The 13,139-nt window shown below is 63.7% G+C and carries 12 protein-coding genes; 6 read left to right on the forward strand and 6 right to left on the reverse strand.

Translation table 11 applies throughout. The features are described from left to right. The first annotated feature begins 169 nt into the window (after window positions 1–169). The 3 genes from FPB55_RS07305 to FPB55_RS07315 all read left to right on the forward strand — a co-directional run bounded on the left by FPB55_RS07305 (window position 170) and on the right by FPB55_RS07315 (window position 3,461). Window positions 170–1,063, forward strand: coding sequence for a LysR family transcriptional regulator (locus FPB55_RS07305; RefSeq protein WP_054881883.1), 894 nt, complete (start codon window positions 170–172; stop codon window positions 1,061–1,063). A gap of 138 nt (window positions 1,064–1,201) precedes the next feature. Next, window positions 1,202–2,767: a PAS domain-containing methyl-accepting chemotaxis protein gene (locus FPB55_RS07310; RefSeq protein ID WP_009683673.1), complete on the forward strand. Its 1,566-nt coding sequence runs from the start codon at window positions 1,202–1,204 to the stop codon at window positions 2,765–2,767. Window positions 2,768–2,861: 94 nt separating this feature from the next. Further along, on the forward strand, window positions 2,862–3,461 hold the full coding sequence (locus FPB55_RS07315; protein ID WP_144187891.1) for a DTW domain-containing protein: 600 nt from the start codon (window positions 2,862–2,864) through the stop codon (window positions 3,459–3,461). A 143-nt stretch (window positions 3,462–3,604) separates the two neighbouring features. Here the strand turns inward: FPB55_RS07315 and FPB55_RS07320 are convergent, their stop codons facing one another. The 3 genes from FPB55_RS07320 to FPB55_RS07330 all read right to left on the reverse strand — a co-directional run bounded on the left by FPB55_RS07320 (window position 3,605) and on the right by FPB55_RS07330 (window position 6,234). Beyond that, window positions 3,605–4,963: a TolC family outer membrane protein gene (locus tag FPB55_RS07320; RefSeq protein ID WP_009683671.1), complete on the reverse strand. Its 1,359-nt coding sequence runs from the start codon at window positions 4,961–4,963 to the stop codon at window positions 3,605–3,607. Window positions 4,964–5,273: 310 nt separating this feature from the next. After that, window positions 5,274–5,639 carry a YbaN family protein gene (locus FPB55_RS07325; RefSeq protein WP_009683670.1) on the reverse strand — a complete coding sequence of 122 codons (366 nt, stop codon included), beginning with the start codon at window positions 5,637–5,639 and terminating at the stop codon, window positions 5,274–5,276. Between the two features lie 7 nt (window positions 5,640–5,646). Beyond that, the gene (locus FPB55_RS07330; RefSeq protein ID WP_009683669.1) at window positions 5,647–6,234 is read right to left on the reverse strand and encodes a YecA family protein; all 588 of its coding nucleotides are present in this window, start codon (window positions 6,232–6,234) and stop codon (window positions 5,647–5,649) included. 241 nt (window positions 6,235–6,475) lie between these two features. Here FPB55_RS07330 and recQ point away from each other — a divergent pair, with 241 nt between their 5' ends. Then, window positions 6,476–8,623, forward strand: coding sequence for a DNA helicase RecQ (gene recQ, locus FPB55_RS07335; RefSeq protein WP_054881887.1), 2,148 nt, complete (start codon window positions 6,476–6,478; stop codon window positions 8,621–8,623). A gap of 150 nt (window positions 8,624–8,773) precedes the next feature. Continuing rightward, window positions 8,774–9,211, forward strand: coding sequence for a MarR family transcriptional regulator (locus FPB55_RS07340; protein ID WP_009683666.1), 438 nt, complete (start codon window positions 8,774–8,776; stop codon window positions 9,209–9,211). Window positions 9,212–9,291: 80 nt separating this feature from the next. Here the strand turns inward: FPB55_RS07340 and FPB55_RS07345 are convergent, their stop codons facing one another. Beyond that, the gene (locus tag FPB55_RS07345) at window positions 9,292–11,478 is read right to left on the reverse strand and encodes a patatin-like phospholipase family protein (RefSeq protein ID WP_144187893.1); all 2,187 of its coding nucleotides are present in this window, start codon (window positions 11,476–11,478) and stop codon (window positions 9,292–9,294) included. Between the two features lie 67 nt (window positions 11,479–11,545). Between FPB55_RS07345 and FPB55_RS07350 the strand changes: the two genes are divergently transcribed. Continuing rightward, the gene (locus FPB55_RS07350; RefSeq protein WP_144187895.1) at window positions 11,546–11,827 is read left to right on the forward strand and encodes a SelT/SelW/SelH family protein; all 282 of its coding nucleotides are present in this window, start codon (window positions 11,546–11,548) and stop codon (window positions 11,825–11,827) included. Window position 11,828: 1 nt separating this feature from the next. Here the strand turns inward: FPB55_RS07350 and FPB55_RS07355 are convergent, their stop codons facing one another. Then, complete coding sequence (locus FPB55_RS07355; RefSeq protein ID WP_125855406.1) at window positions 11,829–12,713, reverse strand: DMT family transporter; 885 nt, start codon at window positions 12,711–12,713, stop codon at window positions 11,829–11,831. Window positions 12,714–12,802: 89 nt separating this feature from the next. Next, complete coding sequence (locus FPB55_RS07360; RefSeq protein WP_009683661.1) at window positions 12,803–13,114, reverse strand: DUF962 domain-containing protein; 312 nt, start codon at window positions 13,112–13,114, stop codon at window positions 12,803–12,805. Window positions 13,115–13,139: the final 25 nt, after the last annotated feature.

The following is a 13,139-nucleotide window of genomic DNA, read 5'->3' on the forward strand; positions in this document are numbered from 1 at the left end:
GCGCTTTCCAGTTCGTGTTTCGCCAGCGGGCAGGGACATTTCGGCCAGTCTGCGCAAGGTAGTGCCATGGAAGAATCGCTACCGACAAATACTTAGTTCAGGAATTTCTGAACTAAAGCCCGGCGCAGCGGTTAGACTGCGCGCAAACACCCTGTGGAACCGTTGCCCCATGGCCTCGACTTTGCCCGACCTGAAACTGCTGCGTATCTTCATCAGCGTGGTGCGCCACCAGGGTTTCGCCAACGCCCAGCGTGAGCTGAACCTGTCGACTTCGGCCATCAGCACCTACATGAGCCAGCTGGAGGGTGCCCTGGGTATCGTGCTTTGCCACCGTGGCCGGGGCGGTTTCAGCCTGACCAGCAAGGGTGAGCTGTTTCACCAGGAAACCCTGCGCCTGTTGGCCGAACTGGACGGGTTCGAGCAATACGCGGCGGCCCTGAAGGGCGAACTGCGCGGCACCCTCAACCTGGGGGTGATCGACTCCACGGTGGGTGATCGCGCCCTGCCGCTGGCTGAAGCCATTGGTGCCTACAGCCAGGAGCACCCGGCCGTGCACCTGCACTTGTCGGTGTCCAGCCCTTACGAGCTGCAGTTGGGGGTGCAGGACAACCGCCTGGACCTGGCAATTGGCGCGTTTTCTTCACGCATGAGTGGCCTGCTGTACCAGCCGCTGTACCGCGAGCAGCACTGGCTGTACTGCAGCAGCCGCCACCCTTTGTACAGCGAGCGGCGCATTCCCGAGCAGGTGGTGACCCAGCAGCGCATGGTCGGGCGCGGCTACTGGAGCCAGGCCGAGCTGGCCCGGCATGGTTTCAAGCACAGCGCGGCGACGGTTGAGAGCATGGAGGCGCAGTTGATCCTGATTCTGTCGGGCGCCTACATCGGCTACCTGCCCGAGCACTACGCCCAGGCCTGGGTCGACAAAGGCGACTTGCGCGTGTTGTCTCCGGCGACGTTCGGTTACCAGGCACCGTTCTCGTTGATCATCCGGCGTGGGCGCAGCCGCGAACCGTTGATCCAGACCTTCCGCGACCTGCTGAAAAGCCAGCTCAACGTAGGCTGATAAACAGAATGTTCATACATTCTGTCGGCAGGCCGCTAAATTCCTGCACACGTGTGCCGCTAACCTCATAGCGCTCTGCTACATATCAACTTGCGCTGATGATTTCCCTTCTTTTCATCCTGCAAGGATCGCCCGACGATGCGCATGAATTTGCCAGTCACTGAACACGAAAGAACATTCCCCAGTGAACAACGGCTGATTTCCACCACCGACTTGAACAGCCGCATCACGTATTGCAACGACGCCTTCGTGGCGATCAGCGGGTTCACCTACGACGAGCTGGTGGGCCAGCCGCACAACCTGGTGCGTCACCCAGACATGCCGCCGGCGGTGTTCGGCCATATGTGGGACACCATCAAGCAAGGCAAGCCGTGGATGGGCGTGGTCAAGAACCGGGCAAAAAACGGCGATTACTACTGGGTCAGTGCCTACGTGACGGCAGTCTACGAACAGGGCCGCATCAGCGGCTACGAGTCGGTGCGTTCGGTACCGACCCGTGAGCAGATCCGCCGTGCCGAGGCGTTGTACGCACGCCTGCGTGCCGGCCGCCGGCCGGTATCGTGGGCGGCGCGCCTGGGCCATGGCCTGCGCCAGGGCTGGCCATGGCTCGGCGCCGGCCTGGTGTCGGCGGCGGGGTACCTGTGGTTGCCACCCTATGCCGCGCTAGGGGTGTTGATGGTTGTACTGCTGGTAGCCTGGTACCTGGTCGAGCACCGTCAGAACCAGGCCATCCGCCGCACGCTGGCCGAGCACCCCAAGGCGTTCACCAGCCCGCTGGTGGCGCTGACCTATAGCGACAACCCGGGGCTGCGGGGCCAGCTGGACCTTGCCATCATCAGTGAAGAAGCCCGCCTGCAGACCGCGCTCACGCGCCTGGTAGACGCCGGGGTCGGGGTAAAATCACGCGCTGCGCAATCTTCCGACCTGTCGGGCGCGCAGGCGCAGATGCTCGACCGCCAGCGCAGCGAGACCGACCAATCGGCCACCGCCATCGCGCAGATGGCGGCGACCATCCAGGAGGTTACGCATAACGTGCAGAGCACGGCGCATGCCGCAGGCGATGCCGACCAGCTGGCGCAGCAGGGCAGCGAGCTGGCGCTGCAGAGCCTGAAGGCCATGGGCAGCATGAGCGATGCAGTCAATGACATTGGCCAGGCGGTGAACGCCCTGGCGGAACAGACCCAGTCGATCGGCAGCGTGGTGGATGTGATCACCTCGATCGCCGAACAAACCAACCTGCTGGCGCTCAACGCCGCCATTGAAGCGGCGCGGGCCGGCGAGCAGGGCCGCGGGTTTGCCGTGGTGGCCGATGAAGTACGCTCATTGGCCCAACGTACCCGCACCTCCACCCAGGAAATCCACCAGATCATCGCCTCGTTGCGGGCCGGGGCAGAGCGCGCAGTGAGTACTGCCAGCCGTGGCGAGCAGATCTCGCGTGACAGCGTGCACAGTGTCGAGGCAGTGCAGGCGGCGTTGAGCGGCATAGCCCAGGCGGTGAGCCGCATCACCGGCATGAGCCAGCAGATGGCCACGGCATCGGAGCAGCAAAGCCACGTGGCTGAAGACATCAACCAGCAGATCGTGCGCATTGCCCAGCTGTGCGATCAAAGTGCCGGGCAGGCGCGCCAGGGGGCAGAAATCAGCCAGGACCTCGAGCGCATGGCGGAGTACCTGCACAGCCTGGCGGAGCGCTTCAACCGTTGAGGTTGCCGTGGTCGCCTTGCGGCCAGGGCATAGGGCAAGGCCCGCCAGCCGGGCCAGGGTTCTGTGGCAAAATACCCCCGCCAAGGAGACCTTCATGCCCAGACCCCGTTGCGAACGCTGCCAGCGCCCGCTTGATCATTGCCTTTGCTTGCTGATCCCTGCGCTAGGCAGCCGAACCCGTGTGATCTTGCTGCAGCACCCCAGTGAAAGCGCCCACGCCCTGAATACCGCACGGTTGGCTGCGCTTGGCCTGAGCAATGCCGAGCTGCGGGTGGGGGAGGTATTCGACGATCTGCCAGCGCTGCTGGCAACCCCTGATTACCGCCCGGCGCTGTTGTTCCCGGGCGCTGAAGCGCAGCCCCTGGCTGCCTACGGCCCAGTGGACGAGCAACCCTTGCTGCTGATCGTGCCCGACGGCACCTGGCGCAAGGCGCGCAAGCTGCTGTACTTGAATCCGCTGCTGGAGGGGTTGCCGAGGGTGACCTTGGGGCAGGTGGCCGCTTCACGCTATCGCTTGCGCAAGGCGCCGGAGGCGGGAGCGTTGTCGACCATCGAGGCCGTGGTGGGGGCGCTGAATGCACTGGAGCAACCGGCCTGCTTCGATGCGCTGCTGGCACCGTTCGAGGCCTTGATAGAGGGGCAGATCAGGGCCATGGGCGAGGAGACGTTCCAGCGTAACCATGGCACCGAGTGAGGGCAGGGGGCTGCTGCGCAGCCCATCGCGACACAAGGCCGCTCCTACAGGCCATCGCACCCGCCATTGGCATGCACGATCTGTGTAGGATCTGCCTTGTGTCGCGATGGGCCGCACAGCGGCCCCAGCAATCTCAAGCCCGATCAACGCATCTCGGGCAAGCGTGCCTCGGTACGGACTTCGGTCGCGGCCAGCGCCTCTGGCGGCAGCGAAATACGCTGCTTGCTGAGCAATTCACCCATGGTCGCCAGCACCCGGTAGCGCGAGTACTCTTCGGTGTAGCGCACTTCAGTGTAGCGACGGTCGGCGTTGTACAGTTCGTTTTCACTGTCGAGCACGTCCAGCAGGGTGCGTTGGCCCAGGCCGAACTGGTCCTGGTAGGCGGCGCGCACGCGCTTGGTGGTTTCGGCGTATTCACGCGCGGTCGGCAGCTGCTTGCTGGCGTTGTTCATGGCGTTCCACGCCAGGCTCAGGTTTTCGGTCAACTCGCGCAGGGCGTTGTTGCGGATGTCCAGGGCCTGGTTGATCTTGTGCGCGTCGGATTGCAGGCGAGCCTTGTCACTGCCGCCGCGGAACAGGTTGTAGTTCATCTCCACGCCGGCTTGCCAGTCGTTGTTGTTGTGGCCTTTCTCGCCGCCGGTGTTGTTGTTGGCACCGGTGGCCAGAATGGCGTCGAAGCGTGGGTAGAAGGTCGACTTGCCAACCTCGTACTGCTGCTCGGCCGCATTTACATCAGCCTGGGCCGACTTGATGTAGGGGTTGTTCTGGCGCATGCCATCACGGGCCTCTTCAAGCGTGGCAGGCACCTCGGCCTTGATGGTGGGCGGGCTTTCCAGCTCGTCTGGCATGCGCCCGATCACGCTGAAGAAGTTGGCCTCGGCGTCGGCCAGGTCCACTTCGGCGGTGTCCAGGTTGTTTTCTGCCAGGGCGCGGCGGGCGCGGGACTGGTCAAGGTCGGCCGTGCTGCCAACGCCACGCTCGTTACGCAGGCCGATCTGGTCGTTGACCCGCAGGTGGGCTTGCAGGTTGTTCCTGGCCAGGGCCACCAGTTCACGGCGCTTGAGTACCTCCAGGTACACCTCGATCGCACGCAGGGCGACATCCTGCGCAACCGCCTGGGTGTAGTAGGCACGCGAGGTGGAAACCGCTTCGGTCCGGCCCACTTCGTTCGCGGTGTTGAAGCCGTCGAAGATCATCTGCCGCAGGCGCAGCTCGGACTGGGTGTAGTTCAGGGTTTCTTTGTTGTGGTTACCCGCGGCACGGGTTGTGGTGTTGTCCGAGCGCTGGCGGCCGTAGCCCGCGACCAGGTCAACGGTAGGGAAGTAGCCACCACGCGCGAATTTCACGTCCTCATCGGCCGACAGCTTGCTGTTACGGTTGGAGCTGACCTGTGGGTGATAGTCCACGGCGCTTTGGACGGCTTCGGTGATCGACATCGCCTGCACGTTGGCACTCGCCAGGGCCAACAGTAATGCGGTGGTGATGGGGTTCAAAACGCGCATGGTACATCTCCCTGATCTTGAATTTGGTCCTGCTGCTCGCCAAAAAAATGACGATTATTTACCGCGTATAGTGTTGCAGGTTTTTAACCTGACAGCTAAGTACATTCATCGCGATAGATAAGAAGATTTATTCATATCAAAATGACATTAAATACCTTAAATGTCTAACAGGGGCTTTTTTTGCAGCCCTCAGGTGGTGTGTCAAATATCGGTAAAGCCAATATTCTCAAGGCCTTCAGGCGGTTCCAGAACGAATTTGGCTAAATACTGGGCGGGTTAGGCGAAAGTGATATTTGGCGACAAATTATTGTCACTTTGGCCTGTGCAAGGTTTTTTGCTTGAGGATGTAAAGGCTTACCAGCACGGCGCTGGTCAACATGAAGGCGCGGGCCCAGAACAGCGGCACCAGGTAGCAGGACAGCCCGATGCTGGCCCACATCAGGCCAATAGCATAGACCTTGCCTTTGAGGGGGATGCCTTCACCACTGAGGTAGTCGCGAATCCACGGCCCCAGTTTCGGGTGGTGGACCAGCCAGTGGTGAAAGCGTGGCGAGCTGCGAGCGAAGCAGGCGGCCGCCAACAGAAGAAACGGGGTGGTAGGCAATACCGGCAGGAATATCCCCAACACCCCCAGTGCGACGCTGAGCCAGCCGATGGCCAGCAGCAGGTAGCGCACAGCTGGCTTAGTGGTGGCGTGGCTTGAGCAGCGCCGGCTTTTCGTCAGGTGCGTGCAGCAGCAGGAACAGTGCCGTCAGCGCTTCGGGAATTTGCACGATCATGTCGTCCTGCAGGTTGGCGTTGCTGGCGATGTCGGCGAACTCCGGCTGCTCGTCGAACAGGCCCGAACCCACCATGATTGGCAGCAACATTTCGCTGACTTCCTCTTCTGCATTCTCGAACCAGGCCTCTTCGCGCAGGAACACGCCTTCCATGAAACCGATGCACCAGCCGCGCAGGTCGGAATCGTCCGGCTCGTCAGTCAGGTCGAGGTCGCAGGGCAGTTCGAATTCATCGTCGCTGGCCAGCTGACGGGCAATGTGGGCCTTGAGTGCCACCAGGGTCGCCTCGATTTCGGTGCGCTGGGCTTCGCTGCTGTAGTGCGGCTCTTCGGCGAACAGGGCGTCGATCCACTCGCGTTCGGGCACGTCTTCGGCGTTGATCGACAGCGCGGTGAGGTAGCCGTGGGCGGCGACATAGTCCAGCGCTTCTTCGTGCAGCTCGTCGGCGTCGAGGAAGGCTTGCAGGCGGGTCAGTTGCTCGGCGAAGGACATTACAGGGCTACCTTGGGGAATAAACGATAACGAATTCTAGCACCTTGCGGCGGCAGCGGGGCAAAGGAACGTCTATCGCGGTGGTGCCCTGCGCGGGGCGGTGCTGCGGTATACTCCGCGATTTTCATCCAGGCGCGGTTTTACTGCCAGCCTGGCAAAAACCGCTTACGCATTTGGCGTGTGCGGGGCGGGTTTTTCGTCCAGCCTGTGTGCAGGGTGGTACGGCGATTTGGAGTTGCACATGCTCGAACAGGCTCAGCGCGTTCTCAAGGACATCTTTGGCTACGACAGTTTCCGAGGGCGCCAGGCAGCGATCATCGAATGCGTGGCCAATGGTGGCGATGCCCTGGTGCTGATGCCGACTGGCGGCGGCAAGTCGTTGTGTTTCCAGGTGCCGGGCCTGCTGCGCCCAGGCCTGACCGTGGTGGTCTCGCCGCTGATCGCGCTGATGGACGACCAGGTCGCCACGCTTGACGAGCTGGGCGTAGCCGCAGCCGCCCTGAACTCCACGCTCACGGCCGAGCAGCAGCGCGACCTGGCCGGGCGCCTGCGCCGTGGCGAAGTGAAAATGCTGTACCTGGCACCCGAACGCCTGGTGCAACCGCGCATGCTCGACTTCCTGCGCGACCTGGATATCTCGCTGTTCGCCATCGACGAAGCCCACTGCGTTTCGCAATGGGGCCATGACTTCCGCCCCGAATACCTGCAACTGGGCCAGTTGGCCGAACTGTTCCCGCATGTTCCGCGCATTGCCCTTACCGCCACCGCCGACATGCGTACCCGCGAAGAAATCGTTCAGCGCCTGCACTTGCAGGGCGCAGAGCGCTTCCTGTCGAGCTTCGACCGGCCGAACATCTTCTACCGCATCGTGCCCAAGGAAGCGCCGCGCAAACAATTGATGGCGTTCCTTGCCGAGCGCCGTGGCAACGCCGGCATCGTTTATTGCCTGTCGCGCAAGAAGGTCGACGAAACCGCCGCCTTCCTTTGCCAGCAGGGCTTCCCGGCGCTGCCCTACCATGCCGGCCTGGCGGCCGAAACCCGCGCCGCCAACCAGCACCGCTTCCTCAACGAAGAGGGGCTGATCATGGTCGCCACCATCGCGTTCGGCATGGGTATCGACAAACCCAACGTACGCTTCGTGGCCCACCTCGACCTGCCCAAGTCGCTTGAGGCCTACTACCAGGAAACCGGCCGTGCCGGGCGAGACGGCCTGCCGTCCGATGCCTGGATGGCTTATGGCCTGCAGGACATGGTCATGCTCAAGCAGATGCTGCAGAACTCCGAAGGGGACGAACGCCACAAACGCATCGAGCAGCATAAGCTCGATGCCATGCTGGCGCTGTGCGAAGAAACCCGCTGCCGCCGCCAGTCGCTGCTGGCCTACTTCGATGAAATTCTCGAGCAGCCGTGCGGGCACTGTGACAACTGCGTCGACAACGTCCAGACCTGGGATGCTACCGAGCCGGCGCGCCAGGCCCTGTCGGCGGTGTTTCGCACCGGCCAGCGCTATGGTGTGGGCCACCTGGTCGACGTGTTGCTGGGCAAGGACACCGAAAAGGTGCGCAATTTCGGCCATGAAAAGCTGTCGGTTTTCGGCGTGGGCAAAGGCCTGGCCGAAGCCGAATGGCGTTCGCTGTTCCGCCAGTTGGTGGCGCGCGGGCTAGTCGACATCGACTTGGAAGGCTACGGCGGCCTGCGCTTGTCCGACAGCTGCCGGCCTCTGTTGCGTGGCGAGGTCACCTTGCAACTGCGCCGTGACCTCAAGCCGCAGATCACTGCCAAAAGCGCGTCGTCCAGTGGCGGCAGCCCGGCCAGCCAACTGGTGCGGGCCGAAGAGCGGGAACTGTGGGAGGCGTTGCGCACCTTGCGGCGCAAGCTGGCCGAAGAACACAGCGTACCGCCGTACGTCATCTTCCCCGACTCCACGTTGCTGGAAATGTTGCGCAGCCAGCCGGTCAGCCTCAGCGACATGGCCCAGGTCAGTGGCGTGGGCGCGCGCAAACTGGAGCGCTATGGCCAGGCATTCCTTGAGGTACTGAACGACAGCGGCGGCACCCGCGAGGCGCCGAAGGTGGTGCTCGACCTGCGCCATGAACTGGTCAGCCTGGCCCGCGCGGGCATGACTCCAGCGCAAATCGCCGGGCAGCTCAACTGCAGCGAAAAGAATGTGTACAGCTTGCTGGCCGAGGCCCTGGGGCGCCAGGAGCTCAGCCTGGACCAGGCGCTGGACTTGCCAGAAGACCTGCTGATGGAGGTGCAGGACGCCTTCCTCGATGGCGAGGGCGAGCTGCCGCCGGTTGCGACCATCGCCCCGCTGTTTACCGGGCGAGTGCCGGAAGGGGTGCTGTATTGCGTACGCGCGGCACTGGCAGCCGAGTTCGAGCTGTAAGCCTGCGCCTGTTCGCAGGCACAAGCGCCATCTGCTGACCTTTGTCATGCTTTTTGACGATTTTCGCCCACGTCACCCTGGCCGAGCCTTGCCTGATGGGGCCGGGCATGGTTAGCTGCCTAATAATTAGATCTACTCGATGAGTTACCTATGCCTCTAACCGACAACCAACACCGCTTCGGCATGCAACTGGCCCAGATGTCCCGGGGTTGGCGTGCCGAACTGGATCGCCGCCTGGCCGGGCTCAATCTGTCGCAGGCGCGCTGGCTGGTGTTGCTGCACCTGGCCCGTTTCCAAGACGCCCCGACCCAGCGTGAGCTGGCCCAGAGTGTGGGTGTCGAAGGCCCGACCCTGGCGCGTCTGCTCGATAGCCTGGAGGCCCAGGGGCTTGTACGCCGCCAGGCGGTGCTGGAAGACCGGCGGGCGAAGAAGATCGTGTTGTGCCCGCCGGCCAAGCCGCTGATCGAACAGATCGAGACCATCGCCAACCAGTTGCGCATCGAACTGTTCAGCGGGGTGGATGAAGCCGACCTGCAGGTGTGCATGCGGGTGCATGCCAAGATTCTGGGCAACCTGGAAAAATCCTGAGGCAAGGGCTGCCCTGCAGCCTTTCGCCGGCCCGCCCGCTCGGCGTGGCGGGCCCGACGCCCGGGCCCTGTACGTGCTGCCTAGAAGGTATTCCCCAGGTTCAGGTACACCGCCTGCTCATGCGCACTGTTGGTGCCATAGGTGAAATTCAACGGCCCCAGCGGCGTTTCCAGCCCGAGGAAAATACTCGCCGCATTGATGTAGCCACTGTCGAACGCATTGTCGTTGTTCCACGCCCGCCCGCGCTCCAGCGAACCGCCGATGTACAACGGGAAGTCCAGCGGCACATAAGCCCGTGGCGTCAGCCGGCGGTAGTAGACCACCCGCATCAGGCTCATGTTCTGGCCCGACACCGAGTCCTGGCGGAAGCCCGACAGCTCCCGCGCCCCGCCCAGCACGAAGCTGGAGGTCACCACTTCGGTGGCATCCAGCGTGCGCCCGTAGCGGCCGCCCAGCACGAAGGTGTTCGGGCCGCTGCTGATGGCCTTGTCGAGGTTGAACAGCCATTGCCGGTAATCCTGGTCGGAATCCAGCGACTTGTCGTACTTGCGCAAGGTCAGGCCGATGTCTTCGCCATGGTGTGGGAAATACACGTTGTCGAGGGTGTCGAACGAGTACTTCAGCTCGTAGAAGCCTTCGTTGAAACTGACCTTGGGCAAGTCCTGGTCGCCAATGCGCACCTCGGCCTCGCCCCAGGCCTTGCCAACCCCCAGGCGCACTTCGCCGCTGTTGCCGATCTGCCGGCCCACGTTCAGGCCAAAGCCATAGCGCTCCAGGCGGTACTCGGCGATCGGGTCGTTGTCGAGGGTGGCCTCGATGTTCTGTGAGCCGAAGTCCAGGTAGGGGGCGACGAAGTAGCGTGAGCCGACATCCAGCGGTTGGTAGAACTCGCTGTACAGCGCTTGCTGGTCGCCGATCTGGCCGCGGGTCAGCCACTCGGCACCCAGGCTGTTGATGCCGTTGACCCGGTAGCTGGCGCCCAGGTTGAAGGCGCTGTCGCCGCGCAGGTCGTCCGACAGGTTCAGCCCCAGGCGCAAGTAGTCGGTGCCGCCGCGGCGGCCGCGGGCGTTGATCACCAGGGTGTTTTCATCGCCCTTGTGTACCACGCGGTACTGCACCCGGTCGAAGTAGTCCAGGCCGTACAGCGTGCCCATGTCGGTCTCCAGGCGGCCAAGCTCCAGCGGGGCATTGATGGGCTGGCGAATGTACGAACGGATCACATCGTCACTGACCTTGGCGTCGTTCTCGATTTTGATGGCGGTGATGATGGGCGTGCGTTGGCGCGGTGAACGGGCCACGGCCAGGCTGGTGCTGGCGTCTGGGTGGCGCAGCGCGGCCAGGCGCGCGTCGAGCAGGCGGGTCGCGCGGTAGCCGGCGTCGATCATGTCCCGCGCGCGGCCGAAGTCGGTCACGCCGTAGGCTGCCAGCGGCGGTTGGATGAGGATATCGTCGCGGCGCAGGCTGGCCAGTTGCTCTTCCGAGTTGCGCCGGGTTGTCAGCGTGATGGATTGGTTCAGCACATCGACCACGGTCAGCAACTGCTTGCGGTCGCGCAGCGGCGTACCGATATCCACCACGATGGCCAGGTCCACCCCCATGTCGCGTGCCACGTCGAGCGGAATATTGTCGACCATGCCGCCGTCCACCAGCAGGCGGCCGTCCAGTTCGACCGGGGCGAACACGGCCGGGATCGACATGCTGGCGCGGATCACCTGCGGCAGGTGGCCGCGGCGGAATACCACTTTTTCGCCACTGGCGATGTCGGTGGCCACGGCGCGGAAGGGGATGGGCAGTTTGTCGAAATCGCGCGTGTCGGCGGTGTGCGCCAACTTGCTTTCCAGCAGCAACGACAGGTTCTGGCCTTGAATCACCCCCAGCGGCAGGCCCAGGCTGCCGTCGTCGCGAAAACTGAGCTTTTGCTTGACCAGAAAATCGCGGTCATCCTGCTTGCGCCGGAATGGCACGTCCTCGCGGGGTGGGCTGTCAGACAGCGCCTGCTGCCAGTCGAGGGTGGTGGCGAGGTGTTCCAGCTCTTCGACACTGTAGCCCGAGGCGTACAGCCCGCCGACTACAGCCCCCATGCTGGTGCCAGCAATGGCGTCGATGCGTACACCCTGCTCCTCCAGCGCCTTGAGCACGCCGATGTGCGCCAGGCCACGGGCCGCGCCGCCCGACAGCACCAGGCCGACCTTGGGCCGTGCCGGTTCGGCGGCGGTTGCTGTAAGCGAGGTGAGGGTGAACAGCAAGCAGAACAGCAAACGGCGCATCGTGGGTCTCAAACCGTGGGTCAAAGACCGCTAGTATAAGCCGCCCCTCAGCTGGAGTTATCTCAACATGGCCGACCACAAGCCGGAAATCGTCATCAATTATTGCACCCAGTGCCAGTGGCTGCTGCGGGCCGCGTGGCTGGCCCAGGAGTTGCTCAGCACGTTTGCCGACGACCTCGGCCGGGTGGTGCTGGAACCGGGTACCGGCGGTATTTTCCGCATCACCTGCAACGGCGTGCAGATTTGGGAGCGCAAGGCCGACGGCGGCTTCCCCGAGGCCAAGATGCTGAAGCAGCGGGTGCGTGACCAGATCGACCCCCAGCGCGACCTGGGCCACAACGACCGCTGAGTCACCCGCCCTCGGCCAGCGGCCGCTGCGCTGGCTCGGCGGCCAGGCGGCTGGACAGCACGATGGCGAGGATGATCAGTGCGCCGCCCAGCAGCATGCGCACCGTGGGGGTCTCGGCAAACACCAGCCAGGCTACGGCAATGCCGTAGACCGGCTCCATGCCGAACACCACGGCGGCAGTCCGGGCCTTGATGACCGCCAGGCTGGCGACGAACAGGCTGTGCGCCACGCCGGTGCAGAAAATGCCGAGCAGGCCGATCCACAGCCAGTCCACCGGCGCGACCGCGCTCAGCCCAGGGGCAGCGAATGCCAGTAGGCACAGGCCCACCACCAGGTTTTGCCACAGTGCTGCCTGCACCGCAGGCAAGCGACCAGAGCCTGCGCGGTTGGTCAGGGACAGCAGTGAGAACAGCAGGCCCGAGAACAGGGCCCACAGCAGGCCGCCGGTCGCTTCGCTGGCCAGATCGAAGGCTGGCGTGACCAGTACCAGGCCGAGGCTGACCAGCAGCACCAGCAGCGCTTCGTTGCGGCGGATGCGCTCGCGGAACAGCAGCCCTTCGAGCAGCACGGTAAAGGCCGGGAAACTGGCGAAGCCGAGGGTGGCGATGGCCACGCCGCCGACCTTGACGGCGATGAAGAAGCTGACCCAGTGGCCGGCCAGCAGCACCCCGCCGAGCAACAGGCGGCGCGCATCCTGACCGTTCAGGCGTTGCCAGCCAGGGCCGGTGACACTGGCGAACAGCGCCAGAGCGAGCACGGCGAAAGCGGCGCGGCCGAACACGATGATCACCGGGCTGGCGCTGGCTGCCAGCTTGCCGAATACGCCGGTCAGGCCAAAGAACAGCGCGCCGATATGCAGGGCGCCGAGGGCGGTGCGGTGGTTCATGACAGGGGGCATCCTCGCAAGGCAAGCGGCCATTGTGCCTGAAGCCGTGGATGGCGAGGACCGGGTGGCGGCGGGCGCAGGCGCGCTGCTTACAGCCTGAGCTTGCCGAGCAGAATGTCGCGGAACATCACGAAGTCACCGGCAAGGCTGTAGAACGGGTAGGTGAATGTCGCCGGCCGGTTCTTTTCAAAAAAGAAATGCCCCACCCAGGCAAAGCCGTAGCCGAACAGCGGCACGGCCAGCAGCAACAGCCATTTGCCGCTGCCGATGGTATAGGCCAGCAGGGCGATCACCAGGCTGGTGCCGACAAAATGCAGGCGGCGGCAGGTGGGGTTGCTGTGCTCACCCAGGTAATACGGGTAGAACTCGGCAAAACTGCGAAACTGCGCTGTGCGGTTCATGGCAGTGCTCCGGGGTTGATACGTC

The organism is Pseudomonas sp. BJP69 (assembly GCF_007633355.1).
Classification (GTDB): domain Bacteria; phylum Pseudomonadota; class Gammaproteobacteria; order Pseudomonadales; family Pseudomonadaceae; genus Aquipseudomonas; species Aquipseudomonas juntendi.